This window comes from Agathobaculum sp. TL06, assembly GCF_054658635.1.
Map to the genome: position 1 here is coordinate 38,127 of NZ_BAAGGY010000007.1, position 25,672 is coordinate 63,798.

The following is a 25,672-nucleotide window of genomic DNA, read 5'->3' on the forward strand; positions in this document are numbered from 1 at the left end:
TAATGTGCTTTCGCACTTTATCAGATGATTACTTATTGGGGGAATCAAAGTGGAATTCTTCTCCAACCTGCTGTCCGCGCTGCCCGGCGCGGCGGCACAGGGTTTGATCTGGGGCCTGATGGCAATCGGCGTGTTCATCACGTTCCGCGTGCTCGACCTGGCCGACCTGACGGTGGACGGCACCATGGCCACAGGCGGCGCGGTGTGCATCGTGCTGATGACGAGCGGCGTCAACGTCTGGGTGGCGCTGCTGTGCGCGTTCATCGCGGGCATGCTGGCCGGCCTGATTACCGGCATCCTGCACACCTTTATGGGCATACCCGCGATCCTCGCCGGTATCCTGACGCAGCTTGCGCTGTTCTCCATCAACCTGCGCATCATGGATAAAAAGGCCAACATGGCGATCAACCCGAACAATTACGACCTGCTGGTATCGCTGCGCAACGTCAAGCAGCTCACCCTCGAAAACCCGATCTTTGTCGCGGGGGTGTTCACCGTGATCGTGATTGCGGCGCTGTACTGGTTCTTCGGCACCGCGCTCGGCTGCGCCATCCGCGCCACCGGCGCCAACCCGAACATGAGCCGCGCGCAGGGCATCAACGTCAATTTCAACAAGGTGCTCGGCCTGATGCTGTCCAACGGCCTGGTCGCGCTGGCCAGCGCGCTGTACTGCCAGTACCAGGGCTTCGCGGATGTCAACGCCGGCCGCGGCGCAATCGTCATCGGCCTGGCGGCGGTCATCATCGGCGAGGTCGTGTTCAGCCGCATTTTCCGCAACTTCGCGCTGCGCCTGCTGGGCGTGGCGTTCGGCGCGGTGATCTACTATGTGGTCATCCAGGTGGTGCTGACCGCCGGCCTGGACACCAACGACCTCAAGCTCATCACCGCGGCGGTCGTGGCGGTCTTCCTCGCCATCCCCTACTGGAAGAACAAATACTTCAAGGGCGCGGCCAAGGCGGTCGCCAAGTCCGGCGGCACGGAAAAGGAGGAGGATGGCAATGCTTGAGCTGAAGGGCATCTATAAAACGTTCAACGCGGGTACGGTCAACGAAAAGCGCGCCATCGACGGCCTGGACTTGACGCTGGAAAACGGCGATTTCGTCACGGTTATCGGCGGCAACGGCGCGGGCAAGTCCACCACGCTCAACCTGATCGCAGGCGTGTATCCGGTAGACGCGGGCCTGATCCGCTTAAACGGCTTCAACCTCACGAACCTGCCCGAGCATAAGCGCGCGCGCTTCCTCGGCCGCGTGTTCCAGGACCCCATGATGGGTACGGCCGCCACCATGGGCATTGAAGAAAATCTCGCCCTGGCCTACCGGCGCGGCAAGTCGCGCGGCCTGGGCCACGGCATCACCAATGAGGAACGCGCCCTCTACCGCGAAAAGCTCGCCACGCTCGGCCTCGGGCTGGAGGACCGCATGACCAGCAAGGTCGGCCTGCTGTCCGGCGGGCAGCGCCAGGCGCTGACGCTGCTGATGGCGACGCTGCAAAAGCCCGACCTGCTGCTGCTCGACGAGCATACCGCCGCGCTCGACCCCAAGACCGCGGACAAGGTGCTGCAGCTCACCGAGGAGATCGTCGCGCGCGACAACCTGACCACGCTGATGGTCACGCACAACATGAAAAACGCGATCCAGTACGGCAACCGCCTGATTATGATGGACGCGGGCAAGGTGATCGTCGATATCCGCGGGGAGGAGAAGAAAAACCTCACCGTGCGCGACCTGCTGGAAAAGTTCAATATCGAAAACGACCGCATGCTGCTCAGCGAATAACGGCGGCAGCCGGTTTCAGGGAAAAGGGCGTTCAAAGCGCCCTTTTTCCATATGGTAACAGGAGGATGAACATGGAATACAAGGTGGACGACCGCACGCTGGACGCGGATGTGTTTCTCCCTTTTGTCAATGCGGTATGGCCGGGGGAATATGATCGGGAGCGGACGCAGGCCGCGTTATCCAGAACCATCAATATCACCGCGTATGACAGCGGGACGCTTGTGGGATGCCTGCGCATCCTTTCGGACGGCTATTACTTTGGCACCATCACTGAGCTGCTCGTCCTTCCCTCGCACCAGAGGCGGGGGATCGGCAGCCGTCTGCTCCGGCTCGCCCAGGCGCATACCCCGACCATGCTGTACTTCGGCGCGCAGCCGGAGGCGCAGGCGTTTTATGAGAAAAACGGCTGCCCGCGCGGCCTGGCCGCGTATACCATCCCAAAAGCCCGCCGCTGACCCGCTTTTGCAGAAAAGGACGCCTTCCGGCGTCCTTTTTTTCCTGTTTCGGCGGCCGTTACCCCAGCACGCCCAGATGCTCGAGCAGGATCTTGAGCCCCATCAGGATCAGCACCGCGCCGCCAAACAGCTCCGCGCGGGCTTTATACTTTGCCCCGAATACATGCCCGATCTTAACGCCCGCGCAGGACAGGCAAAAGGTCGTGGCCCCGATCAAGCACACCGCCGGCACGATATCCACCTGCAGGAACGCGAACGTCACGCCCACGGCCAGCGCGTCGATGCTGGTCGCCACCGCGAGCGGCAGCATTGTGGCAAAGGAAAAGGAATCGCTAAGGCTCTCCTCCTCCTGCGCGCGCGACTCGCGGACCATGTTGCCGCCGATCAGGGCCAGCAGCACAAACGCGATCCAGTGGTCCACGCTGGTAATCAGCGTTTGGAACCGCACACCGAGCGCGAACCCGATCAGCGGCATGAGCATCTGGAAGCCGCCGAAATACAGCCCCGTGACCAGCGCATGCCGCGGCCTGAGCGTGCGCACGCTCAACCCCTTGCAGATGGATACCGCGAACGCGTCCATGGACAGACCCACCGCGATAATGAACAGCTCCAACAAACCCATTTCTTGTCCTCCTTGTCGTACACGGGCGGCAGAAAAGCATAAAAAATAAGACCCATCTGCCTCCTCGAACAGATAAGTCTCGTCATTTCATGCAAAGCCAGAGGAGCGTCCTCCCCAGTATGTTGGCCCTGCCGCACGGCTGGAACGCTCCGTGCCGACTACTCCCTTATTGTGCTTTATCATACCATATGCAGGCGCAAAAGTCAATATGATCTGCGGCAGGGGAAGCGGGTTTGCAGCGGATATTTCATTATATTATACAAATTTATATATTTATTTTTGTGCTATTTGTTCAAATATCGCCTTGTTTTCTCCGCTCAAGCCGCGTATGATAGATACCATCCAAAAATCAAACCGAAAGGGAGGCCACAGACAATGAACAAGTTTTTGCAGGCGATCTGCACCATGAGCGAGCGCTCGATCGAGAACAATACCTATGTGCGCTACCTGGTCCGTCAGTATAACACGCCGGAAAAGAATAAGCGCGGCTGAGCCTGCGCCAAAGAGACGCCCCCATCCGAAGCGGATGCTTCGGATGGGGGTATTTTTATGCCTGTGCGAAGAGGCAGAACCATAAAACAAACGGCGTGCCGCCTGTTGGTCAGCACGCCGCCTGTCCGGCATATCCTTTCCGGATATCCTCGCCCCCTGAAGGTTGTAACCTTATGTCTGATGGAGTATCCTTACGCTGTCTCCCTCCTCAATAGTCGCCGGATATATCACTCTTCGGGGTGTCCCCTTTTTCGCATGCATCCGCTGGTAAACAATTTCCCCAGCCGCGACACCCATCTCAAAGCTGCTGAACCCTACCGTCGTCAGCTTAACACGCGCGTTTTTTACAATTGGGGTGGTATCAAAGCTGATAATGCTCATATCGTCGGGTACCATCACTCCGTGCGCAAATAAGGAATTCAGCAATCCGATTGCCATCATGTCATTGGAAACAAACACCGCGGTAAAGTCATGCTCCGCCGTGGACAAAATTCGCCCCAGCTCCTCCCCGCTTTCTTTCGTCAGGTCTCCCTGAAAAATATTTTTGCTGGAAAAAGGCAGACCCGCGTCCAGCAGCGCATCCTGAAAGCCCAATAAACGGTCCTGGCTTACCACCGAGCTTGGCAGGCCTGCCAGATGGATGATATTTTTATGTCCCGCATCAATCAAATACTTTGTTGCCGTATACCCGCCCCTGTAGTTGTCCACACAGATTGCATCCACATCGGCCGAGCGCAGATAACGGTTCACAAACACGACCGGACACCGCACGCTCGTCAGCTGCCGGCTCAAATCAGGCGTCTCCGATATATTTAACAGGACGACCGCGCCAAACTGGTTGTTTGACGCAAACCTTAAATATTGCGCCTCTTTCGCCGGATTGGCATCACTGAAAGCCTCCAGGCAAATGTATCCCTTTTTGCTCAAATAATCGGTTATCCCCTGGAAATAGTTGATATATACCTGGCTGGTTATGTTTGCCGAAATGACCATAACGATTTTTTTGACCTGGCCAATCGCAATCTGCTGTGTCATTTTCGGGGTATATCCTGTTTCCTCCACCGCTTTTTCAATGCGAACACGGGTCCGATCACTGACGTATCCCCGATTCGTCAACGCTCTGGAAACTGTAGCGGGAGATGTCCCTGCAAGATCAGCAATCGTTTTCAGCGTAACCTTCATATAGCTCACCTCGCAGTTGTCTATTCAATTTATATTCCTGTTTTTTGTTCCACCTCTTTAGTTATAACTGTTCTGCCGCGTATCTATCCAGGTAAAAAATAGCATTTATCAGCATTTCCCGGGAAACATAAAACGGCATATTGCTGACGTTCCAGCGTTTCCCATATACCTCGTCCACCAGCTTTTCCACATACATATCACGGTTTTCCTCGGTAAGCCCAATATCCGCCGTGCATACCGGCAGGCCGATATTTTTGCAGAACCGGAAAAGCTGTTCAAACCGTTTGATATCGTTTGCCACAATCAACTGGACCAGCATGCAGTAACCCACGCCCGCCCCGTGCATCAGCGCTTTCCCCGGCAGCACATGGAAGCCGGCCTGCAGGCCATGCGCGATAGCTACGCCCGTGCATTCAAATCCGATGCCGGAAAGCAGAACCGTCGCTTCCGCCACATCCTCATAAGCCGGTGTACGCAGATGGTAGCGCGCAGCCATGACCGCCGCCTCGCCCTTTTCCAGAAGAACCTGATAGGACAATTTGGCCGTCTCCATGCCAAGCTGTGTGGGGCGGTATTTCCCATCGCCCGCATTGCACACATTATTGTTGGCATAGGAGGCTTCTGCCTCTATATAGGTTGCAAGCGCATCCCCAATACCTGATATGAACATCTCAACCGGAGACTGGACTGTAATTTTTGTGTCAACGACAACATAATCCGGATTTTTGTAATGCACCATCAGATAGGGAAGCTGATCCTGATTGTTCATGATCGAATGGGTAGAGGTCGGGGCGTCCGTCGCCAGTGAGGTGGGAACATTGATAAACGCCTTGCGGAAAGTAGCGCCGACCGCCTTATTCATATCACAGGTCTGGCCGCCTCCAATCCCGATAAACACATCCGGAATCTCCGGCAGCTCTTTGCAGTAATCGACCAGCAGCTTCAGGCTGTCATCCGAGCATACGCCGGGAAAACAGACGGTATACGCTTGCATGCCGGCGTCGCGGAACATTTTCTGTATTTTGCTTTGATATTCGTCGTAAAAAAACGGATCGATGATCGCCAGCGCTGTTTTTCCAAAATTGGCGGAAAACACGGGCAGGTTATTGATTTCATCCGGTCCCTGGATATATCTGGACGGACTCCCAAACGCACGGGATTCCATTGCTTTTGCATCAGGCATTGCTTTATATGCTCCTTATAAACAAATTCCCACTATTCTGTGAGCTTTCTGTACCGCTTGTTCCGTGTGCTCCTATCCCTGCCGCTTGGCAGGATGATCTTTCCGATACCTTTTGTATTTTATAAAGGTCTTTATCAGTCCGGCAAGCCCACCAACCGCAAATACCACGCTGAAAAACAGCATGATACCGGTTCCCTTTGGTTCCTGTCCGGCTTCCCCGGCTCCTCCCAGCAGCTTATAGGCGCAAAAGAAAAGGAAAAGGCTCGCGGCCGCTTCGATGACCATCCGTGTCGTTTCATCAAAGGACAGCATTTTTCGCTTGTCCATATGGTTCCCCTCCCTTTCCGATTCACGGCGTTTTACGGTTCACATGCTTTCAAATGGCTTATCGCCTTTTTCGCGGCGGTTTCCCGATCCGGATCCGGCAGACATTCGACTGTTACAAAACCGCTGTAGCCAATCTCTTTGAGCACCGCAAGGATGCGCTTAAAATCAAACTGTCCGCTTCCAGGGTATCTTCTGGAATTGTCCGAGACATGGAAATATCCCAGCCGTTTTCCGCACAGGCGTATTGCCTCATAGGGGTCGTATTCCTCAAGCCCCATATGATAGGTGTCCAGATGGATATAGCAATTATCCAAAGCATTCTCACACAGGAAATCCACCGTCTCCTTTGCCGTAGTGAAAATGTTGGTTTCATAATGGTTGATAACTTCTATCACCAGTCGCACTTCCTGCGCTTTGGCATATTCGTTCAGGACCTTGAGGCGCTGTGCCAGCAGGGACATATAATGGTCCCTGTCCCCCTTTTCGGGAACCTGTCCCTTCAACCAGCCGATCACAACGTCAACGCCAAGCTTGTGCGCGCTGTCGATATACTGGTACATTCCATCCATCGCACCCTGAACCTTTTCCGGTGTATCGCCCAGCAGGCTCATCCCACCCTGCGTATACAATCTGCCGGATACAATGGCACAGATATCCCCCGCGCCATCCTCCCGCATCCGTTCGATCCGGTCAAAATCAAACTGGTAGGTCTCGCGCGTATGGAATTCCACCGCGTCATACCCATATGCCTTTGCCCGCCGCATATTTTCATACAGATCGCCCTCCAACGGCAAAGGCGCGGTAAGCGGGGTCTTTTCAGCAAGTGATATCCCATATTTCCAATCAGGCATAGCATTTCATCCCTTTTTTATTTTGGTCGCACGCAAAGCTGCAGGTGCCTGTCGTACAGGTCCTCCGCTTCGCGTTCATATAACGAGCGGTTCTTTTTCAGAAACAGGAGGATATCCTCCTTCAGCTCCGGATCAGACAGCACATATCCGTATGTGATATGCAGCATCTGCCTTGCATCGTTCTGCAGCAGATAGCTGGGCAGCGCCTCGTCTACCATTTCATCTAACGGCGGCACCTTTGTCAGATCACAATGCACCACATAATATTTTTTTGCCTGCTCCACACTTTTCATCGCGGCGCGATGGATCCGTCTGTATAAGGTGGGGTCGGTTTTGGAAATGGTCTCCACAACCTCCAGCCAGCTTGTTCCCGAAGTCTTAATATGGTAATGCCAGCCGGACAGCTCCGACAGTATGGCTAATACCGAAAATTTCTCGCTTGCAGAATGCAGGCTGAGCTTATATCCGAAATAGTCAGAAATCTTTGCATGCACCGCCATCTGCGCCTTTAATTCCTGCAGATCTCCGATATAATCGATCGCTTTTTGAAATTCTCCCACGAATTTCGGCGCAACGCTGGTCACATAGACCTTGGCGCATTCCAACTCTTTAGCCACAAAATAATGCGCTTCCGGCGTGGTCGTTTCCTCGGTTTCATCCAGGGAGACCTCCAGATCGATCGGCCGGTTTGCCGGAATCAGAACTTCCCAATAGGCTTTCCTGATGAGCTGCAGCGCATCATCATATATATCGTGCAGACGGGCAACCTCCGCTTTGGAGAAGCGCAGCCCCATACTGCTCAGCCTGTCATCCGACAGATAATTCCGGAGATCCCGCTGCTTTTGTTCCTCCGGCAGCCGGTCGAATGCCTGCTGCAGGGCATTCTCGTCCTGAGCATTATGCCTGAGTACCAGCGAGCAGTCGATCGTGACCATACTGCAGCCCTGCGCAACCGCTTCCTGGATTTCCTCCACTGTTTTCAGGTGGTCCCCGTCGCAGGCATAGCCGGACCGGTACCCCTCCCGAAAAACCGCCCAGGCTGCGCAATCGATAACGTCCGACAGGGTGCGTCCGGTCAGTTGTAATTCCCTCAAGCTTTGCTGCGCCAGAACCGGCTGCAGCGGCGTTTTTGCAACCGCTTTGACCTGTGCGGCATTCGCAAAGCCCAGACGGTCGCCAAATCCAAAGGAAGCGCCCTTGCGTCCGAACGCGGTCGGAGCCGTATATGGCAGCAGCCGGTTCAATGCAAGACGGTTCGTATGGCTGGTCGGGCAAAGCAGGTATCCATCCCTCTGCTCTCCTTCGAACGATTCGCAAAGCGCGCCGCTGACAGCGAGGCAGTTCTCCAATCCGCGCTGGACCAGAACGATTTCGCCATTCGGCCATTTTGTATAAGAGCTTTTGAAAATATGATCGTCTTTTTCCAAATCGCTGTTTAAGCAATTAAGAAGTCCCATAACAAAACACTTCCTTTGCCGCTTATTCCAATCCCAGATACGCTTTTTTGACCTCTTCGCTCTTTCTCAGGTTTTCCGCCGTATCCGACATTACGATATGTCCGGTCTCCACCACATAGCCTCTATGCGCCACACTCAACGCGGCGTTGGAATTCTGTTCCACCAAAAGGATTGTCCGCCCGTCCGCATTGATCTGCCGGATGATTTCAAATATGCTGTTTACAACGATCGGCGCCAGGCCAAGAGACGGTTCATCCATCATCAAAATTTTAGGGTCCATCATCAAACCGCGGCCAACGGCCAGCATCTGCTGTTCGCCGCCCGATAACGTGCCAGCTAACTGGTTTTCGCGCTCCTTCAACCTGGGGAACAGGCCATACACATATTCATAATCTTTCTTGATCTTATTCTGGTCTTTTCTCAAAAAAGCGCCCATCTGCAGGTTTTCCTTGACCGTCAGGTGGGAGAACACCTGCCTGCCCTCCAAACATTGCGCAATCCCCAGGCCTGTGATTTTATGCGCGCTCAGATGGGTGATATCCTGCCCTTTGAACAGGATCTGCCCGCTCTGCCCGCCGCGGATCAGGCCGGAGATGGCGCGCAGCGTCGTGGTTTTTCCCGCGCCGTTTCCGCCTATCAGCGTTACGATCTCCCCCTCTTCCACATAGAAAGAGATATCATCCACCGCCTTGATGCGCCCATAAGAATAAGAAAAATTGTTGACCTCCAGAATCTTAGTCGCCAATTATGCCACCTCCCAGATAGGCTTCGATCACGGCCGGATTTGCCTGTATTTCCTCAGGCGTGCCTTGCGCAAGCTTTTTCCCGAAATTCAGAACTGCGATCTCATCGGTCACTTTCATGACAAGCTTCATGTCGTGTTCAACCAGAAGTATGGTCATGCCTCTTGCGTTGATCTTGCTGATCAACGTGGTCAAATCCACCTTTTCCTTTGAATTCATGCCTGCCGCCGGCTCGTCAAGCAGGAGCAGCTTGGGCTCGGTCGCCATGGCGCGGGCGATCTCCACACGCCGCTGATCGCCATAGGAAAGATTCCGCGCCAGCATGTCCTTTTTTCCGGTCAGACCGACAAAGTCCAACAGGCCCAGGCACTTTTCCTCGATAGCCTTTTCCTCTGCCTTCTGCGCTGGCGTGTGCAGGATGCCGCTCAGCAGGCCTGATTTGACCTTGCTGTGGCAGCCGATCTTTACGTTTTCAATCACGGTCAGATCGTGGAAAAGATTGATATTCTGATAAGTACGCGCAATCCCCTTGCAGCAGATCTGATACGGCTGCAGGCCGGTGATATCCTCGCCCTCCAGCATTATTTTGCCGTTGTTCGGCGCATAGACGCCGCTGATGATATTAAACAACGTGGTCTTGCCCGCGCCGTTCGGACCGATCAGGCCGAAAATCGCGCCGTCCTTTACTTCAAAGTCCACCTCGTTAACGGCGGTCAGACCGCCGAACCTGATGGTGACCTGCTCTATTTTCAGCATTTTTTCACCCGCTTTCCGACGAATCCCTTCACCTTGCCGACCAGGTCGCAGCCCAGTCCATAGCAGCCCTTCGGCATAAACAGCACCGCGATTAGGATCAGGATTCCATAAATCAGGGTCTTGTACGTATTAAATCCCTGCAGCGACTCATTCAGGATTGCAATAACGACCGCGCCCAGAATCGGCCCTATGGAATTGCCCATGCCGCCGAACAGCAGCATTGTCATCAGCAGGGTGGACTGCGTGCTGTTGAAGGTTTCCGGACTGATGAACCGCACAAAATGCGCGTACATCGAGCCTGCGAACGAGGTGAAAAGCGCGCTGATCACAAACGCCATGATCTTGTATTTGCGCACGTTGATTCCCATTCCCCCGGCGGCCACCGTGTTTTCACGAATTGCCATAAACGCGCGGCCGGTGGCGGAGGTTATGATCCGCTGCTTCAAAAACAGGAACACGATAATCATGATAAAAGTAAATACGCCAAAGCTGAATTTGGAGTGCAGCTCATATCCGAAAATGCTCAGATCCGGTATGCTCCGGATACCGGCCATCGCATTGGTGATTTCTGCTTTGCACAGGAATACATAGGTCATATTTCCGGCGGCGATCGTGAGCAATGCGAGGAATTGGTGGACCAGCTTGGATGCGGGAATCGCCACGATCGCGGCGAGGATTCCCGTGATGACCAGCCCTGCAAGGATGGCCAGCCAGGGGTTCAGCCCGTAATTGACCGTCAGAATCGCCGATGTGTACGCACCGGATGCATAAAACATAGCGTGTCCCAACGCGATCTGACCGGAATAACCGAATAAAATATCCAGGCCGGACACCGCGATGATATAAATACCGCAAAAGACAAAAATCGTAATGAAATATACATTCTGACTGATCGCGCCAAAAAGCAGCGCCCCTATGAGGATGGCCCATACAGCAGCCGGAAGCTTTTTGATTAAGCTCATAACACAGTTAACCTCCCTTTTGTATGGTTATCGGTCATATACGTCGCCCTTCAAAATGCCGCGCGGTAAGAAAACCATGCACAGCGCAAGGATTCCGAAAGTAATAAAATCCTTATAGTTGGATGTAATATAAGCGGCGGAAAAGGTCTCCGTAAATCCGATAATCAGGCCGCCGATAATTGCACCATACATATTGCCGTAACCGCCGATTACCGCTGCGGCAAACGCTTTCGTGCCGATCGTCGTACCCATCGAAATGCTCACGCCCTGTACCGGCCCGAGCAGGATGCCCGCGACACCTGCGAGCGCGCAGGAAAGACCCCAGGTGATACCTGTTGTGATATCCACATTAATACCAACCGAACGGGAGGCCAACGGATTCATGGCGGCGGCGCGCATTGAGGTGCCGAATTTCATTTTGTTCATAAACAGATGGATGGCAACCATTGCAAACGTGCCGATAAAAATACAGACAAATGCCTCCGGCTGAACCTTTGTCCCCAGGATGTCAATAACATCCACCCCAAAGATGGAGGGGAACTGCACGGCTGTTGTTCCCCAGATCTGCTGTGCGGAATTAATCAGTACAATGCCCAGCGCTATGGTCGCCAATACAATATAAATGTCTTTTGCCTGCCGTTTGAGAATCGGCCGGATCAACAGCCGTTCAATCAGCATGCCAATAATAAACATCACCAGCATTGCGGCAACTAACGCAAGCGCGAACGGCCAATTCAAATAGCGGTAGAAGGACAGGCCAACAAACGCACCAAACATCAGTATCTCGCCCTGGCAAAATGTCATGAGGCCGGATGCCGAATATATCAGGCTGTATCCCAATGCGATCAGTCCATATACGCTGCCTATGACCAATGCGCTGATCGTCAATGAAAGCACCATGTCGCGCATTCCCCTTTCTGCGACTCTTTCATGTAATGTAAAGCGGAGGACAATGAAATCGTCTCCTCAACTGTCCTCCGCTCTTTTCCTAAACCGAACGGTTATTTATTTTCCAGATAAGAATCCAGGGTAATGATTTTGCCATCCTGGATAATGTAAGTCGTGCCGCTCGTGATACCCTCTCCGGAACCGTCAGAGAAGTCAAACGTGCCGGCGATGCCGGTAAACGTATTGCCCATGACCGCTTCGCGGATCGCGTCTCCGTCTGTGCTGCCGGCCAGTTCGATCGCCTGGCACAGAATGTTGGCGCCGTCATAGGCACGATACGCAACCTCGGAAACCGGCAGCTCGCCGTATTCCGCCTGATATGCGGTAAGGAAATCCTTTTCCGTATCCGTTACAGCGTCGTCAATATTCTGCGGAACGAAGTAGCAGCAGGAGAAGATAACGTCGTCCGCATATTCACCGGCAAGCTCCAGCGTCTGCTGGTCCGCCAGAGACTCGATACCGTAAATATAGCCTTCATAGCCCTGCATGCGCAGCTGCTTGACGATCTTGCCCAGATCCTCGCCGCCGCCGTTCAGGAGGATGCCGTCCGGCTCCGCCGCCAGCATTTTGGTGATCTGGCCGGAAAAGTCCGTATCGCCGGAAGTATAGCCTTCCTGATCCACGACCGTCATTTTTCCGCCCTGCTCGATCAGGTCTACGACCGTCGCCGTAGCGAGCTGCGCATATTCCGTCTCGGCGGACAGTGTCGCGATTTTAGTCGCTCCCATCGTCACCATCGAATCATAGCAGCCCTGGTTGAAGAAATCCGAGCAAACCGTCGGACGGAAAGTATAGGAAAGGCCGATGTTAGTCCAGATGCCCGATGTGCCTGTACCGAACTGGACTACCTTTGCCTCCTCGCTGACGTCCGAAGTAGCGAGCACCGCTGCGGACAGGTGCGAGCCGATGATGCCGACAACCTGATCTTGCTCAATCAGACGCGTTACATTTTTTACAGAAGTTTCGGTATTTCCCTGATCGTCATATTCCAGCAATTCGATCTGTTTCCCCAGGATACCGCCGTTTTCATTGATCTGCTTTACCGCAAGCTTGGTCGCCATATTGCCGGTAGTGCCTACCGAAGCAGCCGAACCGGACAGCGGTCCATACCAACCAATTTTGATGGTTTCCGCCCCTGAATCTTGTTGTTCATCATTGCTTGCCTGCTCGTTGTTTCCGCACGCTGCAAGATTCAATGCCAACGCTGCGGCCAGGATGGATGCGAACACTCTTCTCTTCATTTTTCTCTCTCCTTTTGTGCATCACAGGGGGTCCTGTTTAGGATTCAGAAGCTATACTGAATTTTGCAAATACATTCTTTCATAATGCATTTCCATTTTTCGCTTCTGTGCTTATACCCTATCACTTCTTGCAATCAATGTCAACAATATTTGAAACTTTTTAACGCTAAAAATAATGCATTTTTCATATTTTCTGCAATTTTTCATAACTTATTTATGAAATATTCCACATTTCAGTTGTGTTGTTTTAATAGCATTAATTCCTATATTTTTATTAAAAATGAATTTATAATATAGATAAATTGCATATTTGTTGGGATACATAAAAAAATAGACGCCTGCGGCTTCTGCCGCAGACGCATCCCCGCCCGCCCAGTATCCTTGTTTTCCATCCTGCAATATGATAGAATCGATATGCAAACTGCACGATTATGCTGCAAATGAGGTGTCTGCCACTTGTATTTTCAATACGGCAAAACGGAAACGGATTATCTGAAAAAGAAAGACGCCCGATTGGGCGCACTGATCGACCAAATCGGTCCGATCCGCCGTGAGACCGACCCCGACCTGTTTTCCGCGGTCGTCCACCATATTGTCGGGCAGCAGATATCCACCAAAGCCCAGACTACCATCTGGAACCGGATGCGGAAAGCGCTCGGCACAGTTGACGCGGAAACCGTCATATCCGCCGGTTCTGCACGCCTGCAGGCGTACGGCATCTCGTTCCGTAAGGCGGAATATATCCTGGATTTTGCCCGCAAGGTCCAAAATGGCGCGTTTGATCTGGAACAGGTCCGGCATATGTCGGATGCGGATGCGATCGCCGCGCTTTCCTCCCTCAGGGGGATCGGCGTATGGACCGCGGAAATGATCCTCCTGTTCTGCATGGAGCGGCCGAATATATTCAGTTTTGATGATTTGGCAATCCAGCGTGGGCTGCGCATGGTGTACCATCACAGAAAGATCGACCGCCGGTTATTTGAAAAATACCGCCGCCGGTTCAGCCCCTTTTGCAGTGTTGCGAGCCTGTATCTGTGGGCGGTCGCAAGCGCGCCTACCAGCCACTCCGACCAGTCTCGGTAGATGTTTCCATTTATGCGGATATAATAGGGATACCCAAGCCAACCCAGCTGTTATCCAGATGCCACTGGTTGATTTTCCATACCGTCGCGCTGGGCGCCTCCGCGTGGTGCAGAATGACTTCATCCGTCCTACCCCGCCGCGTAAAATTTCCGTTGCGCGGCAGATTGCATTAATGATGTTTATATATTCTCCCTTTCTGCGATAATAAAAAGCCCCACCTTGACACAGGCGAGGCTTGTGGTATAATATCTATACAAAGGGGCGCTGTCGACGAGCGGTTGACCCTAAGAGTTAACTACAAAGTAGCCGCATCTATTTGGTCGTAGGGGCGGCTACTTTGCATATGTAACAAAAATGTGTAACAAGATTGCTGCACATATTGAAATCCTTATGAATTTCAGGTCCATACGCACCACCCCTTTCTCAAGGAGTGGCCAACCGCCCGCCGCTGGGAACGACAGCGCCCGACCTATTATATCATCGCGCGCTGCGCTGTGTTAATTTGCCGCCATCAGGCGGCTTTTTTATTTCTCTTCGTCCTTGCCGCTGTCCTCCGGAATCACCCGATCGCCCGCATCGTTTACAACCGTCCGCACTGCGTTCAGCCCCTTGACGAATATTTCCGGCACGTCGATGCCCAGCGCCACCATATTTTCCACAATGGAGGTCAGTTCATTGATGATGTACACCGCCAGCACGAACCATCCTAAAAGCTGCAAAAAGCCCAAATCAACGCCAAGCTGCGCCCCCAGTGAGATCAGGAAGCCCGATACCGCGAACGCAATTGCGATAATCACCCAATAGCTGACCTTTTTCAACACGCCGCGCGCCCCTTTCTCGCTCGACAATGTGTTGGTTGCCCTTGATTTTGCATACCCGTATATGCAGTCGATCACGTTGAGCGCCAGGAACAGCAGGAACACGAACCAGTATTCCCCAAATATCCACGTCAGGACTGCGATCACCGCGCCCCACAGCAAATTTGCCTTGTCAAAAAATTCCTGCATTTTTTCTCTCCTTTTTCTAATTTTTCCCATACCTGTGGATAACTCCCCCTCCCCGCCGCATGCTATGCCACAGTCCGGTCATAATATCGTTAAAATCCCTGTCCTTTTGACCTCTGGTAGTCAAGCCCGCCGCCTGTATTTTTTGACATGTTGGGGTGGTCAGCAAAGCAAGGCTGCACGCATACAGATTTCGGGATATAAAAAAACCGCGCCTGCCCGCAAAAGGGAGGCGCGGTTTCCGTTTTGAAAAGGAACGATGCGGAAAGACACTTATATATTCTGTTTTAAGGCGCCGTACTGTGTTTTGGCACAAAATACTCTTTCTTCAGGGCGCCCTCCAACTGGAGAAGGGCAATTTTCTTATCAATGCCGCCGGCATATCCCGTTAAGCTGCCGTTTGCCCCAACAACGCGATGGCAGGGGACGATAATGGATATCTCATTTCGCCCGACGGCTCCGCCCACCGCCTGAGCGGACATGCGTTCCAGCCCGCGCCTGGCCGCGAGCTGCTTTGCTATCTCCCCATATGTCGTGGTCTGCCCGTAAGGGATGGAGGAAAGGATCTCCCATACCTCATTTTGAAAATCCGTGCCGATAAAATGGAGCGGGACTTTGAAATCCGGCTCTTTCCCTGAGAAATAAACAGCAAGCCATTTTTTAGCCTGTTCGAATACCGGAATCTCCTTTTCCTCATGCTCTTTGTCCAGATAAAGCGCAAAATACTTTTGCCCCGCAAACCATAATCCGGTCAGACCGATCTCATCCGCGGCCAGCAAAATCTCCCCCAGGGGAGACTGGTAATGACTGATATACTGCATATGATCCCTCCCTATCAGAAGCATCTTCATTTCCCGTGTCTTTTTCTGCTCCATCATAATTTTACCATACAATCCCCATGATTGCCAGCAGCAAAAGCATTATCAGAGCCCGAGGAAACACTGTCAGAGATTCAGCCAGGCTTATTGGAAAAAAATAAAAAAACCCCGTTATTCCCAAAGAAATAACGGGGTTTTCTGGAGCTTGCGGCCGGACTCGAACCGGCGACCTGCGCATTACGAATGCGCTGCTCTACCAACTGAGCCACGCAAGCATTTCAACTTGTCAGCCTTGTTAGTATACCATGATTCTGCGGTTTCGTCAATGTTTTTTTCTTGATTTTACTTGACTTTTTCTCCCTGTTCGATATAATAGTAAGGTATCCTTGCTCACATTATTGGATGTGGGCCAAAAGTCCAAAAGGAGGTGCTAAGAAAATGGCAAAGATTTCTGGCAAGTACGAGACGATCTTCATTGTCAACCCCACGCTGGAAGAAGCAGCGGCTACCGCTGTTGCGGACAAGTTCAAGTCTCTCGTCGAGGCAAACGGCACGAACGTGGAAGTGGAAGACTGGGGCAAGCGCCGTCTGGCGTACCCGATCGAGGACCAGACCGAGGGCGTTTACACCCTGATCCGTTTTGAGTCCGCTCCCGCTTTTCCGGCTGAGCTGGACCGTATCTACAAGATCACGGACGGTATCATGCGTTCCATCATCGTCTGCCTGGACGACTAAGGCGGTGAACTGAAATGCTCAACAAGGCGATTCTGATGGGTCGTTTGACCCGCGATCCCGAGCTGCGCCATACCCAGAGCAACATGGCTGTGTGCTCGTTCCGCCTTGCGATCGACCGCGACCGCAAGGGTCCGAACGGCGAACGCCAGACCGACTTCATCGACTGTGTCGCATGGGGCCGTCAGGCGGAATTCGTTGCACAGTGGTTTGCGAAAGGCGTCATGGCGATCGTAGTCGGCCGCGTCCAGTCCCGCCAGTGGCAGGACCAGAACGGCAACAACCGCACGGCCATTGAGGTCAACTGCGACGAGGTCTCCTTCGGCGAGACCAAAAAGTCCCGTGAAGCAAACGGCGGCTACGCAGGCGGCGGTTACGGCTATGATAACGGATCGCAGATGCGGCCCGAGCCTGCCGCGTCCCAGGTTGCTCCCGCATTCGATCTGCCCGCGGGCGATTCGGATTTTCAGGAGCTGGCCGACGACGACGGCGATGTCCCATTCTAACAAAGAGGAGGTTACGCGACAATGGAAGAAACCAAGAAGGAATTCACGCCCCGTCCGGAGCGTGCAGAGCGCCCGCAGCGCGGCCGTCGCCGCCGCAAGGTTTGCGCTTTCTGTGTTGATAAAATCGAGCACGTTGATTATAAGGATGCCGGCAAGCTGCGCAAGTATATGTCCGAGCGCGGCAAGATCCTGCCCCGCCGTATGACCGGCACCTGCGCGCATCACCAGCGCCAGCTGACCGAGGCGATCAAGCGCGCCCGTCATATTGCTCTGCTGCCCTACACCGCAGAGTAATCCGTTACGTTTTTTCAAAAAAAGGATACAGAAAGACCGTTTTTCTTCGGAAAGACGGTCTTTTTTTATTGTCTGGGAAAAAGGAGAAGCCGACCGTCCTGTCCATAAAATTATCCACATTCTTGTGGACAATTTTATCGTTTTCCGCACAGCGGCCGCGCGCGGAACAAAGGAAAAGCCGCCCCCATTGGGGGCGGCAAAAAGCTTACGCCTGCGTTTCTTCCTCGGAAGCTTCCTCTTCCTCCTTATCCGTGCGCGCAATCGAGATCACCTTGACGTCCTCGCCCGTGCGCATCACAATAACGCCCTGGCTGCCGCGGCCGCATTCGCGGATCTCCTCGCAGCCGGTGCGGATGATTACGCCGTCGTCCGTTATAATCATCACGTCGTTTTCATTATCCACGACCGCGATGCCCGCCACAAGGCCGGTTTTGGCGGTCAGGTTATGCAGCGTCATGCCGCCGCCGCCGCGGTGGTGGATGGTAAAGTCCTCCACCGGCGTGCGCTTGCCGTAGCCGTTTTCCGTGATGGAAAGCACATACGCGCCCTTTCTGGCGCGCGCCGCGCCGACCACATAGTCGCCCTCGTTCAGCCGGATGCCGCGCACGCCGGTCGCGGTGCGGCCCATCGCGCGGACCTCGGTCTCGTCAAAGCAGATCGCGCGGCCCTCATGCGTGGCGATCAGGATATTCTGCTCCCCATCGGTCAAGCGCACATCGACCAGCGCGTCGTCCTCGTTCAGGTTCAGGGCGCGCAGGCCGGCGCGCCGGATGTTCTGCAGGTCGCTCAGCACCACGCGCTTGGCGACGCCCTGACGGGTGACGAAGAACAGGAATTTATCATCCGCAAATTCCTTGATGGGGAACATGGCGGTGATTTTTTCGTCGTTTTCCAGTTCCAACAGGTTGACGATATTCATGCCCTTGGCCGAGCGGCCGGTCTCGGGTATCTGGTAGCCCTTGAGCTTGTACACCTTGCCGCGGTCGGAGAAGAACAGGATGGTGTCATGCGTCGAGGCGGCGAAAATATCCTTGGCAAAGTCCTCCTCGCGCGTGCTCATCGCGGAAACGCCGCGCCCGCCGCGCCGCTGCGCGCGGTAAACCGAGGTCGGCTGGCGCTTGATATAGCCGAAATGGGTCAGCGTATACGCGCAGTCCTGCTGCTCGATCAGGTCCTCAATGTCGATCTCGTCCGCGACGTTGGCGATCTCGGTATGGCGCTCGTCGCCGTACTTCTGCTTGATCTCCTGCAGCTCGTCCTTGACCACCGCGAGGATGTTCGCGTCGCACGACAGAACCTCCTCAAACGAGGCGATGCGGCCCTCCAGCTCCTTGTATTCATCATTGATTTTTTCCTGCTCCAAGCCGGACAGGCGGCCCAGGCGCATATCCACGATCGCCTGTGCCTGCGGCTCGTCCAGATGGAACTCGAAATGCTCCGACCCGTCCACGATGCCGAGCAGCGCGATCTGGTCGATCCAGAACGGCTCGGCCATCAGGTTTTCCTTGGCCTCGGCCTCGTTTTTAGAGGCGCGGATGATCTGGATGATGCGGTCGATGTTATCGGTCGCGACTTTGAGGCCCTCGAGGATATGCGCGCGGTCCTGTGCCTTTTTGAGATCAAAGCGCGTGCGGCGCTCGACCACGTCCTTCTGGAACGCGACATACTGGTCGATGATCTGCCGCAGCGTAAGCACGCGCGGCTGCAGCTTGCCCGCCGCGCCGGTCGGCACAAGAGCGATATGGATCATCGAAATGGTATCCTCAAGCTGGGTATAGGTGAAAAGCTGGTTGAGAATGACCTGCGCGTTGGCGTCGCGGCGGATATCCACCACGATCTGCATGCCCTCGCGCGAGGAATGGTCCTGAATATTGGTGATGCCGTCCACGCGCTTGTCCTTGACCAGGTTAGCCATCGCTTCAACCAGGCGCGCCTTGTTGACCATGTACGGGATCTCGGTGATCTGGATCTGGCTGCGGCCGTTCGCCAGCTCGACGATTTCGGCCTTGGCGCGCACCTTGATCTTGCCGCGGCCGGTGGCATACGCCGCGCGGATGCCGCTGCGACCCATGATAACGCCGCCGGTCGGGAAGTCCGGCCCCTTGATGAACTGACAGATCTCGTCCAACTCGGCCTCCGGATGGTCGATCACATAGCAGATGCCGTCGATCACCTCGGTCAGGTTATGCGGCGGGATATTGGTCGCCATGCCGACCGCGATGCCCGACGAGCCGTTGACCAGCAGGTTGGGAAAACGGGAGGGGAGCACGAGCGGCTCCTGCCGCTCCTCGTCGAAGTTCGGGCCGAAATCCACCGTGTTTTTCTTGATATCCGCCAGCATATGGTTGGCGATTTTGGCCATACGGGCCTCGGTGTAACGGTAGGCCGCCGGGGGGTCGCCGTCCACTGAGCCGAAGTTGCCGTGGCCGTCGATCAGCGGATAGTGCAGAGAAAATGGCTGCGCCAGGCGCACGAGCGCATCGTATACCGAAGCGTCGCCGTGCGGATGGTAGCGGCCGAGCACGTTACCGACCGTGGTCGCGGACTTGCGGTAGGGCTTGTCCGAGGTCAGGCCGTCCTCATACATCGCGTACAGGATGCGGCGGTGGACCGGCTTGAGGCCGTCGCGCACATCGGGCAGCGCGCGGCCGACGATCACGCTCATCGCGTAATCGATATAGCTCTTGCGCATCTCCTTTTCCAGGTCGACCTGTAAAATTTTCTGCTGTTCGTATTCTTGACTCATTCTATGCCTCCGAAAATGTTGGCGTTATTGACCGGCCGGCCTGATGCGGCTACAGCCTGCCGAAAACCGCATCATACGTCCAGATTCATTACATATTTCGCGTTTTTCTCGATAAACTCGCGGCGCGGTTCGACCTTTTCGCCCATCAGAAGCGCAAACGTCTCGTCCGCGGCGGCCGCGTCGTCCATCGTCACCTGCAGCAGCGTGCGGTTTGCCGGATCCATGGTGGTTTCCCAAAGCTGCTCGGGGTCCATCTCGCCCAGGCCCTTATAGCGCTGCACGCGCACATTGTCGCCCATTTCGGCGATGCAGGCGCGCTGCTGCTCCTCCGTATAGGTATAACGCACGTCCTTACCCTTTTCGTTCTTGAACAGCGGCGGCTGGGCGATATACACATGCCCGTGCTCGATCAGCGGCCGCATGAAGCGGAAGAAGAAGGTCAGCAGCAGGGTGCGGATGTGCGAGCCGTCCACGTCGGCGTCGGCCATGAGAATAATCTTGCCATAGCGCAGCTTGGACAGGTCGAAATCGTCGCCAAAGCCCGCGCCGAACGCGGTGATCATCGGGGTGAGCTTGTCGTTGCCGTATACGCGGTCCAGGCGCGCCTTTTCCACGTTGAGCATCTTGCCCCACAGCGGCAGGATGGCCTGGTGCCGGCGGTCGCGGCCCTCCTTGGCCGAGCCGCCCGCGGAGTCGCCCTCCACGATGTAGATTTCGGTATAGGTGGGGTCCTTTTCGATGCAGTCCGCCAGCTTGCCCGGCAGGGAGGCCGAGTCCAGCGCGGATTTGCGGCGCGTCAGCTCGCGCGCCTTTTTGGCCGCCTCGCGGGCGCGCGCGGCGGTCTGCGCCTTTTCGATGATGGTGCGCGCGACCTGCGGGTTCTCCTCGAAAAAGGTCATCAGCTTGTCGGACACCATGGTATCCACCAGCGCGCGCATATCGCTGTTGCCCAGCTTGGTCTTGGTCTGGCCCTCGAACTGCGCCTCCTGCAGCTTGACCGAGATAATCGCGGTCAGGCCCTCGCGCGCGTCCTCGCCCTTGAAGGATTCGTCGTCCTTGAGCAGCTTGTATTTCCTGCCGTAGTCGTTGAGCACGCGGGTGAGCGCGGCCTTGAAGCCGGTTTCGTGCGTGCCGCCCTCGGTGGTGTTGATGTTGTTGGCAAAGGAAAGGATCAGCTCGTTATAGCTGTCCGTATACTGCATCGCGACCTCGGCCATCGAGGTATCGCGGCTGCCCTCCATGTAAATGACCTGCTCGTGCAGCGGGGTCTTGGTGCGGTTGAGATGCTCGACAAACTGGCGGATGCCGCCCTCGTAGTGCATCACATCCTCCACCGGCTCGTCGTCGCGCTCGTCCCGCAGGGTGATCTTGAGGCCCGCGTTGAGGAACGCCTGCTCGCGCAGGCGCTTTTCCAGCACGTCGTAATCAAATTCGGTCGTCTCGAAGATCTCCGGATCGGCATGGAAACGGATGGTGGTGCCGGTTTCGCTCTCGCAGGGCGTATCGCGCATTTTAACGGCCGTCACGCCGCGCTCAAAGCGCATATAGTGCCTGGTATGCCCGTCGCGCACCTCGGCCTCCATCCAGTCGGACAGCGCGTTGACGACCGACGAGCCCACGCCGTGCAGGCCGCCGGACACCTTATAGCCCGAACCGTCGAACTTGCCGCCCGCGTGCAGCACGGTCAGCACGACCTCAAGCGTGGGAATGCCCATCTGCGGATGGATGCCGCAGGGGATGCCGCGGCCGTTATCCGCCACGCGGATGACGTCGCCCTTTTCGATCGTGACCTCGATATGGGTGCAGTAGCCCGCCAGCGCCTCGTCGATCGAGTTGTCCACGATCTCATACACCAGATGGTGCAGGCCGCGCGCGGAGGTCGAGCCGATGTACATGCCCGGCCGCTTGCGGACCGCTTCCAGCCCCTCGAGCACCTGGATCTGGCTCTCGTCATAGGTGTCGGTCACCTTCAGGTCGAGCACCTCGTCCTTAATTTCCAATTCTTCACTCATATTTCCAGATTTCCTTTCGAGAAATTGCGGTAACATACTTCCTTCATGCGCGGCGCTATACGGCGTACCCCTTTTCCGCGCGCCTCTGCAGCGCCTGCGGCGAAAGCTGGGTCAGGTAAAGCGTTTCGCCCAGCGCGTTCTCGCACAGCACGGCCGCGCGCGGCAGGTCCTCGTACAGCTCGATGATGCGCCCCTCTTCCTGCATACGGGAGAGCAGCCCGCGCGTCCGTTTGGACGCGGTCGCCGTATCCATATCGAACACCGCCACCACGGTCTGCAGGGGAACGATATAATCCTGTCCCAAATGCAGATACATAGAAAAACCCCTGTTTTCACGAAAAATGGGCAGAAGAAAACACAATGGAGCATGCGTCGGCCGGCGTTTTCTCCCGCCGTGCCGGGCATGCGCCACCGGCCCTGCCCCAACGTGGCATTCTATTATAGATTATACCACTTTTTTCTTCATTTGTGTACTGAAAAGCGCGAAAAGGTCAAATAATTTTACCGTTTTTTATATGGAAAACCGCGCCGGCGCGCAGCTTGTCCGATATCCCGTCCTCGCAGCAGGTAATCATCACCTGCCCGTCCGCGATGCGGTTGAGGACAAAATCCTGCCGCCGGCGGTCCAGCTCGGAAAGCACGTCGTCGAGCAGGAGCACGGGGTACTCCCCGTCCTCCTGAAAGAACAGCTCGCGCTCGGCGAGCTTGAGGGAAAGCGTACACGTCCGCACCTGCCCCTGCGAGCCGAACGCGGCCGCGCTGCGGCCGTTCAGCAGGAGCGTCAGGTCGTCCTTATGCGGGCCGGACAGGCAGCTTTTCGCCGCCAGCTCCGCGGAGCGGTGGGCGTAAACATGCGCGGCAAGCTGCTGCTCGATCTGCTTTGCGTCCGCGAACGGGTCGGTGACCGAGGAAACCGTCTGATACGCGCCGGAAAGCGCCTCCTGCGGCGCGATATCGGCGTAGACGGCCGCCGCCGCTTCCAGCAGCCTGCGGCAGTAATACGCGCGGTAACGGATGATCCGTGCGCCGAAGTACGCCATGCGGAGCGAGAAATCCTCCCACAGGTTCAGCAGAGAGGGTTTTTCCTCGCTGTCGCGCAGGATGCGCGTCTTGTGGTCGTGCAGGCGGTTGTATTCCTCCAGATAGCGCGCGTAATTGGGCCGAAGCTGGCACAGCGCCACATCCAGGAAGCGCCGCCGCGCGCCCGCGCCCGCGCGCACCAGCATCAAATCCTCCGGACAAAATAAAACGGTTTTCAAAAGCCCCTGCATATCCGCCTGGCGCTTCTGCCGCACCCCGTTTTTGTAAATTTCCATGCTTTTGGCGCGCGAAAGGCGCAGCTCTACGGTAAAATCCCGATCGTGCGCCGCAAAATCCGCGCGGATGAACGCATGGTCGGCCTCAAAGCGCAGGCCTTCTTTTTTCTGCGCCGTGCGGAACAGGCGCATGGTCGAGCAGGCCGCCACCGCTTCGAGCAGGTTGGTCTTGCCCTGCCCGTTCTCGCCGCAGACCAGGTTGACCGACGGGTCGAAAGCAAAACGCGCCTTTTCATAATTGCGGAAATTTTCCAGCGCAAGCGTGTGAACGTTCAAAGCGCGCTCACCTGGATGGAGGGGTTTTTCCTCTGCAGCAGATCGAGCAGCGCGTCCTTGCCGTCCGGAATGGCGGAAAGCGGGAAATAATAGGCGTTGTCCTTAGTCGTAAAGCAGAAGATCTCGCTGTCGTATACCGCGCCCGTGATCTCGTCATAAGGCAGGAAATAGTCGCGGACCAGGCCGTCGTTGCCGACCGTGACCTCCTTATCGCTGCAGCAGACCGTGCAGGGGACGCTTTCCTTGCCGAATTCTTCCCGATAGTATTTGAGGATCTTATCCACCCTCCTGCCGTTCATGCCGCCGAACGTGTTGCGCAGCCACCAGAACAGCACGGCCGCAATTCCAACAAGGAACAGCACGAATCGGGTCGGCAGATAGGCGAGCACCAGCGCCAGCACCATAATCCCCGCTTTGAGCAGCGAGGACCGGCTGCGCGTCCGGTAAAGCGGCAGCGACGGATAAATCTTTTCATAGAACCGGCGGAGCAGCGCTTCATCCTGGTTATAGTTGATCTCCATTGCCTGTTCCCTCCTGTTCGGTCCGTATCACAACGGTTTCGCCGTCCAGCGTCACCGTGTCGCCCGATCGCAGCTTTTTCCCGCGCATGGCGCAGGGCTGCCCGTTCACCTGTACCTCGCCGGCCGCGATGCGGAGCTTTGCCTCCCCGCCGGAGGCGGTCAGGTTCGCGAATTTGAGCAGCGCGTCCAGCTTGATGTATTCCGTGTCAATCCTGATTTCAGTCATTGGCTTTCAGCCTCACCGGCAGCACAAGATAGGTGTATTTGTCCCCCTCCAGCGGGGAAACGACGACCGGATTGAGCGGGCCTTTGAGCTGCAGCAGCACGGTATCGTCTCCCGCGGCGCGCAGCGCGTCCAGCACATAGCGGTTATTAAAGCCGATTTCCAGATCGTCGATCGTCCCGTCGAACGCGCATTCGTCATAGCTCTTGCCGACCGCGGTGATGCACGACATCTGTACATACGAGCCGTCAAAGTGGAAGCGCACCGGATTTTTCAGCTTTTCGGAAACAATCAGCGACACGCGCTCGATGCAGGTAATCAGCTCATGCCGGTCGGCCTTTACCACATGCTCGAACTCGGCCGGTATCGCGGCGCGGTAGTTGAGGAACTCGCCGTCGATCAGGCGGGTGATGAGCGTGGTGCCGCCGATGCGGAACAGGATGTTTTTCCGGTCCGGAAAGATTTCGACGTCCCCCTCCTCCTCGGTGAGGATGCGCTCGATTTCGCGCAGGGAGGAGCCGGGTACGACGAATTTCATGTCCCCGGAAATGCCCTCCACGGTTTCGCGGCGCACGGAAAGGCGGTACCCGTCCACCGCGACCACGTTCAGGCGATTGCCCTCCAGCTCGAACAGGCAGCCGGTATGGATGGGCTTGGATTCGTTATCCGAAACCGAAAAGATGGTCTGCGCGATCATGCTTTTGAGCATGGACTGGGGCAGAGAGAAGCCGGTTTCGCTCGACACCTCGGCCAGCGCGGGATATTCGTCCGCCTCGGTCGCGATCAGGTTAAACACCGCGCGGCCGCATTTGATGGTGGTCAGCAGCTTGTCGTCGGTTTCCAGGTAAACCGTGTCCTGCGGCAGCTTGCGCACGATATCGTAAAACAGGCGCGCGTTGAGGACGATACTTCCGGATTCGATCACGTCGGCCTCGGCCGTGGTGCGGATTCCCATGGACAGGTCGTAGCCGGTCAGGGTGAGCGAATTGGGCGCGGCGTCGATCAGCAGTCCTTCCAGCAGCGGCATGGCGCTCTTTCCCGTGACCGCGCGGGAGGCGGTGCCGATCAGGCTGAGCAGGGTTTCTTTTTCACAGGAAAATTTCATTGGGCATTCTTCTTTCTTTCGGAAATCTGACAAAAAAAC

General features: G+C 55.6%; 27 protein-coding genes, 1 tRNA gene and 1 pseudogene. 7 read left to right on the forward strand and 22 right to left on the reverse strand.

Going from position 1 to position 25,672, the window contains the following annotated elements:
- The first annotated feature begins 49 nt into the window (after positions 1–49).
- The 3 genes from ACYQ3S_RS05475 to ACYQ3S_RS05485 all read left to right on the forward strand — a co-directional run bounded on the left by ACYQ3S_RS05475 (position 50) and on the right by ACYQ3S_RS05485 (position 2,233).
- Complete coding sequence (locus ACYQ3S_RS05475; RefSeq protein WP_459687694.1) at positions 50–1,006, forward strand: ABC transporter permease; 957 nt, start codon at positions 50–52, stop codon at positions 1,004–1,006.
- Complete coding sequence (locus tag ACYQ3S_RS05480; protein ID WP_459687695.1) at positions 999–1,778, forward strand: ABC transporter ATP-binding protein; 780 nt, start codon at positions 999–1,001, stop codon at positions 1,776–1,778. The genes ACYQ3S_RS05475 and ACYQ3S_RS05480 overlap by 8 nt, the downstream gene beginning before the upstream one ends.
- 71 nt (positions 1,779–1,849) lie before the next feature.
- Positions 1,850–2,233, forward strand: coding sequence for a GNAT family N-acetyltransferase (locus ACYQ3S_RS05485; protein WP_459687696.1), 384 nt, complete (start codon positions 1,850–1,852; stop codon positions 2,231–2,233).
- Positions 2,234–2,291: 58 nt separating this feature from the next.
- Here the strand turns inward: ACYQ3S_RS05485 and ACYQ3S_RS05490 are convergent, their stop codons facing one another.
- The 12 genes and pseudogenes from ACYQ3S_RS05490 to ACYQ3S_RS05545 all read right to left on the reverse strand — a co-directional run bounded on the left by ACYQ3S_RS05490 (position 2,292) and on the right by ACYQ3S_RS05545 (position 12,997).
- The gene (locus tag ACYQ3S_RS05490; RefSeq protein ID WP_459687697.1) at positions 2,292–2,855 is read right to left on the reverse strand and encodes a manganese efflux pump MntP; all 564 of its coding nucleotides are present in this window, start codon (positions 2,853–2,855) and stop codon (positions 2,292–2,294) included.
- 663 nt (positions 2,856–3,518) lie between these two features.
- Entirely contained in the window at positions 3,519–4,382 is an 864-nt protein-coding gene (locus ACYQ3S_RS05495) for a substrate-binding domain-containing protein (protein WP_459687767.1), read from the reverse strand.
- 15 nt (positions 4,383–4,397) lie between these two features.
- Positions 4,398–4,529, reverse strand: a pseudogene (locus tag ACYQ3S_RS05500) (LacI family DNA-binding transcriptional regulator); the annotation flags it as partial.
- A gap of 61 nt (positions 4,530–4,590) precedes the next feature.
- Complete coding sequence (locus tag ACYQ3S_RS05505) at positions 4,591–5,712, reverse strand: iron-containing alcohol dehydrogenase (RefSeq protein WP_459687698.1); 1,122 nt, start codon at positions 5,710–5,712, stop codon at positions 4,591–4,593.
- Between the two features lie 72 nt (positions 5,713–5,784).
- Positions 5,785–6,039 (reverse strand): hypothetical protein, encoded by a 255-nt coding sequence (locus ACYQ3S_RS05510; RefSeq protein WP_459687699.1) that lies wholly within the window; start codon positions 6,037–6,039, stop codon positions 5,785–5,787.
- Between the two features lie 32 nt (positions 6,040–6,071).
- Positions 6,072–6,890 carry a sugar phosphate isomerase/epimerase family protein gene (locus ACYQ3S_RS05515; RefSeq protein ID WP_459687700.1) on the reverse strand — a complete coding sequence of 273 codons (819 nt, stop codon included), beginning with the start codon at positions 6,888–6,890 and terminating at the stop codon, positions 6,072–6,074.
- Between the two features lie 17 nt (positions 6,891–6,907).
- Positions 6,908–8,347, reverse strand: a complete 1,440-nt coding sequence (locus tag ACYQ3S_RS05520; protein ID WP_459687701.1) for a tagaturonate epimerase family protein — start codon at positions 8,345–8,347, stop codon at positions 6,908–6,910.
- Positions 8,348–8,369: 22 nt separating this feature from the next.
- Positions 8,370–9,080 carry an ABC transporter ATP-binding protein gene (locus ACYQ3S_RS05525; RefSeq protein ID WP_459687768.1) on the reverse strand — a complete coding sequence of 237 codons (711 nt, stop codon included), beginning with the start codon at positions 9,078–9,080 and terminating at the stop codon, positions 8,370–8,372.
- Position 9,081: 1 nt separating this feature from the next.
- Complete coding sequence (locus tag ACYQ3S_RS05530) at positions 9,082–9,846, reverse strand: ABC transporter ATP-binding protein (RefSeq protein WP_459687702.1); 765 nt, start codon at positions 9,844–9,846, stop codon at positions 9,082–9,084.
- Positions 9,840–10,808, reverse strand: a complete 969-nt coding sequence (locus ACYQ3S_RS05535) for a branched-chain amino acid ABC transporter permease (RefSeq protein ID WP_107631343.1) — start codon at positions 10,806–10,808, stop codon at positions 9,840–9,842. Before ACYQ3S_RS05535 ends, ACYQ3S_RS05530 begins: the two co-directional genes overlap by 7 nt.
- Positions 10,809–10,835: 27 nt before the next feature.
- Positions 10,836–11,708, reverse strand: coding sequence for a branched-chain amino acid ABC transporter permease (locus tag ACYQ3S_RS05540; protein ID WP_459687703.1), 873 nt, complete (start codon positions 11,706–11,708; stop codon positions 10,836–10,838).
- Between the two features lie 101 nt (positions 11,709–11,809).
- The gene (locus ACYQ3S_RS05545; protein ID WP_459687704.1) at positions 11,810–12,997 is read right to left on the reverse strand and encodes an ABC transporter substrate-binding protein; all 1,188 of its coding nucleotides are present in this window, start codon (positions 12,995–12,997) and stop codon (positions 11,810–11,812) included.
- A gap of 456 nt (positions 12,998–13,453) precedes the next feature.
- Between ACYQ3S_RS05545 and ACYQ3S_RS05550 the strand changes: the two genes are divergently transcribed.
- On the forward strand, positions 13,454–14,080 hold the full coding sequence (locus ACYQ3S_RS05550; protein ID WP_459687705.1) for a DNA-3-methyladenine glycosylase family protein: 627 nt from the start codon (positions 13,454–13,456) through the stop codon (positions 14,078–14,080).
- A 524-nt stretch (positions 14,081–14,604) separates the two neighbouring features.
- Here ACYQ3S_RS05550 and ACYQ3S_RS05555 read toward each other — a convergent pair.
- From ACYQ3S_RS05555 to ACYQ3S_RS05565, 3 genes are all read right to left on the reverse strand, one after another.
- Positions 14,605–15,087, reverse strand: a complete 483-nt coding sequence (locus ACYQ3S_RS05555; protein ID WP_459687706.1) for a phage holin family protein — start codon at positions 15,085–15,087, stop codon at positions 14,605–14,607.
- A 284-nt stretch (positions 15,088–15,371) separates the two neighbouring features.
- The gene (locus tag ACYQ3S_RS05560) at positions 15,372–15,905 is read right to left on the reverse strand and encodes a methylated-DNA--[protein]-cysteine S-methyltransferase (protein WP_459687707.1); all 534 of its coding nucleotides are present in this window, start codon (positions 15,903–15,905) and stop codon (positions 15,372–15,374) included.
- A gap of 196 nt (positions 15,906–16,101) precedes the next feature.
- Positions 16,102–16,177, reverse strand: a tRNA-Thr gene (locus ACYQ3S_RS05565).
- Between the two features lie 163 nt (positions 16,178–16,340).
- On the opposite strand from ACYQ3S_RS05565, the gene rpsF reads away from it, so the two are divergent.
- Genes rpsF through rpsR form a run of 3 tightly spaced genes read left to right on the forward strand, consistent with a single transcriptional unit; the run spans position 16,341 to position 17,434 of the window.
- Complete coding sequence (gene rpsF, locus ACYQ3S_RS05570) at positions 16,341–16,637, forward strand: 30S ribosomal protein S6 (RefSeq protein WP_054326603.1); 297 nt, start codon at positions 16,341–16,343, stop codon at positions 16,635–16,637.
- A gap of 14 nt (positions 16,638–16,651) precedes the next feature.
- On the forward strand, positions 16,652–17,140 hold the full coding sequence (locus ACYQ3S_RS05575) for a single-stranded DNA-binding protein (RefSeq protein ID WP_459687708.1): 489 nt from the start codon (positions 16,652–16,654) through the stop codon (positions 17,138–17,140).
- 21 nt (positions 17,141–17,161) lie between these two features.
- Positions 17,162–17,434 (forward strand): 30S ribosomal protein S18, encoded by a 273-nt coding sequence (rpsR, locus tag ACYQ3S_RS05580; RefSeq protein ID WP_054326601.1) that lies wholly within the window; start codon positions 17,162–17,164, stop codon positions 17,432–17,434.
- 205 nt (positions 17,435–17,639) lie between these two features.
- On the opposite strand, the gene gyrA is transcribed toward rpsR, so the two are convergent.
- The 7 genes from gyrA to dnaN form a co-directional block, all read right to left on the reverse strand.
- The gene (gyrA, locus tag ACYQ3S_RS05585) at positions 17,640–20,180 is read right to left on the reverse strand and encodes a DNA gyrase subunit A (protein ID WP_459687709.1); all 2,541 of its coding nucleotides are present in this window, start codon (positions 20,178–20,180) and stop codon (positions 17,640–17,642) included.
- Between the two features lie 71 nt (positions 20,181–20,251).
- Entirely contained in the window at positions 20,252–22,192 is a 1,941-nt protein-coding gene (gene gyrB, locus ACYQ3S_RS05590) for a DNA topoisomerase (ATP-hydrolyzing) subunit B (RefSeq protein ID WP_459687710.1), read from the reverse strand.
- 55 nt (positions 22,193–22,247) lie between these two features.
- A complete protein-coding gene (gene remB / locus ACYQ3S_RS05595; RefSeq protein WP_054326598.1) occupies positions 22,248–22,508 on the reverse strand; it encodes an extracellular matrix regulator RemB in 261 nt (86 codons plus the stop codon).
- A 175-nt stretch (positions 22,509–22,683) separates the two neighbouring features.
- The gene (recF, locus tag ACYQ3S_RS05600; protein WP_459687712.1) at positions 22,684–23,784 is read right to left on the reverse strand and encodes a DNA replication/repair protein RecF; all 1,101 of its coding nucleotides are present in this window, start codon (positions 23,782–23,784) and stop codon (positions 22,684–22,686) included.
- Complete coding sequence (locus tag ACYQ3S_RS05605; RefSeq protein ID WP_459687713.1) at positions 23,781–24,305, reverse strand: hypothetical protein; 525 nt, start codon at positions 24,303–24,305, stop codon at positions 23,781–23,783. The genes recF and ACYQ3S_RS05605 overlap by 4 nt, the downstream gene beginning before the upstream one ends.
- The gene (locus ACYQ3S_RS05610) at positions 24,289–24,531 is read right to left on the reverse strand and encodes an RNA-binding S4 domain-containing protein (protein WP_459687714.1); all 243 of its coding nucleotides are present in this window, start codon (positions 24,529–24,531) and stop codon (positions 24,289–24,291) included. The genes ACYQ3S_RS05605 and ACYQ3S_RS05610 overlap by 17 nt, the downstream gene beginning before the upstream one ends.
- Positions 24,524–25,633: a DNA polymerase III subunit beta gene (dnaN, locus tag ACYQ3S_RS05615; protein ID WP_459687715.1), complete on the reverse strand. Its 1,110-nt coding sequence runs from the start codon at positions 25,631–25,633 to the stop codon at positions 24,524–24,526. The genes ACYQ3S_RS05610 and dnaN overlap by 8 nt, the downstream gene beginning before the upstream one ends.
- Positions 25,634–25,672: the final 39 nt, after the last annotated feature.

Excerpts from the sequence above, each read along its gene's own strand:
- ACYQ3S_RS05535 (WP_107631343.1), bottom strand. The coding sequence starts at position 10,808 with ATGAGCTTAATCAAAAAGCTTCCGGCTGCTGTATGGGCCATCCTCATA.
- dnaN (WP_459687715.1), bottom strand. The coding sequence starts at position 25,633 with ATGAAATTTTCCTGTGAAAAAGAAACCCTGCTCAGCCTGATCGGCACC.
- ACYQ3S_RS05515 (WP_459687700.1), bottom strand. The coding sequence starts at position 6,890 with ATGCCTGATTGGAAATATGGGATATCACTTGCTGAAAAGACCCCGCTT.
- ACYQ3S_RS05560 (WP_459687707.1), bottom strand. The coding sequence starts at position 15,905 with ATGCAGTATATCAGTCATTACCAGTCTCCCCTGGGGGAGATTTTGCTG.
- ACYQ3S_RS05540 (WP_459687703.1), bottom strand. The coding sequence starts at position 11,708 with ATGGTGCTTTCATTGACGATCAGCGCATTGGTCATAGGCAGCGTATAT.
- ACYQ3S_RS05530 (WP_459687702.1), bottom strand. The coding sequence starts at position 9,846 with ATGCTGAAAATAGAGCAGGTCACCATCAGGTTCGGCGGTCTGACCGCC.
- ACYQ3S_RS05510 (WP_459687699.1), bottom strand. The coding sequence starts at position 6,039 with ATGGACAAGCGAAAAATGCTGTCCTTTGATGAAACGACACGGATGGTC.
- ACYQ3S_RS05495 (WP_459687767.1), bottom strand. The coding sequence starts at position 4,382 with ATGACACAGCAGATTGCGATTGGCCAGGTCAAAAAAATCGTTATGGTC.
- ACYQ3S_RS05490 (WP_459687697.1), bottom strand. The coding sequence starts at position 2,855 with ATGGGTTTGTTGGAGCTGTTCATTATCGCGGTGGGTCTGTCCATGGAC.
- ACYQ3S_RS05555 (WP_459687706.1), bottom strand. The coding sequence starts at position 15,087 with ATGCAGGAATTTTTTGACAAGGCAAATTTGCTGTGGGGCGCGGTGATC.
- ACYQ3S_RS05520 (WP_459687701.1), bottom strand. The coding sequence starts at position 8,347 with ATGGGACTTCTTAATTGCTTAAACAGCGATTTGGAAAAAGACGATCAT.
- ACYQ3S_RS05575 (WP_459687708.1), top strand. The coding sequence starts at position 16,652 with ATGCTCAACAAGGCGATTCTGATGGGTCGTTTGACCCGCGATCCCGAG.
- gyrB (WP_459687710.1), bottom strand. The coding sequence starts at position 22,192 with ATGAGTGAAGAATTGGAAATTAAGGACGAGGTGCTCGACCTGAAGGTG.
- remB (WP_054326598.1), bottom strand. The coding sequence starts at position 22,508 with ATGTATCTGCATTTGGGACAGGATTATATCGTTCCCCTGCAGACCGTG.
- ACYQ3S_RS05485 (WP_459687696.1), top strand. The coding sequence starts at position 1,850 with ATGGAATACAAGGTGGACGACCGCACGCTGGACGCGGATGTGTTTCTC.
- ACYQ3S_RS05610 (WP_459687714.1), bottom strand. The coding sequence starts at position 24,531 with ATGACTGAAATCAGGATTGACACGGAATACATCAAGCTGGACGCGCTG.
- rpsF (WP_054326603.1), top strand. The coding sequence starts at position 16,341 with ATGGCAAAGATTTCTGGCAAGTACGAGACGATCTTCATTGTCAACCCC.
- ACYQ3S_RS05505 (WP_459687698.1), bottom strand. The coding sequence starts at position 5,712 with ATGCCTGATGCAAAAGCAATGGAATCCCGTGCGTTTGGGAGTCCGTCC.
- ACYQ3S_RS05480 (WP_459687695.1), top strand. The coding sequence starts at position 999 with ATGCTTGAGCTGAAGGGCATCTATAAAACGTTCAACGCGGGTACGGTC.
- ACYQ3S_RS05605 (WP_459687713.1), bottom strand. The coding sequence starts at position 24,305 with ATGGAGATCAACTATAACCAGGATGAAGCGCTGCTCCGCCGGTTCTAT.
- rpsR (WP_054326601.1), top strand. The coding sequence starts at position 17,162 with ATGGAAGAAACCAAGAAGGAATTCACGCCCCGTCCGGAGCGTGCAGAG.
- ACYQ3S_RS05545 (WP_459687704.1), bottom strand. The coding sequence starts at position 12,997 with ATGAAGAGAAGAGTGTTCGCATCCATCCTGGCCGCAGCGTTGGCATTG.
- gyrA (WP_459687709.1), bottom strand. The coding sequence starts at position 20,180 with ATGAGTCAAGAATACGAACAGCAGAAAATTTTACAGGTCGACCTGGAA.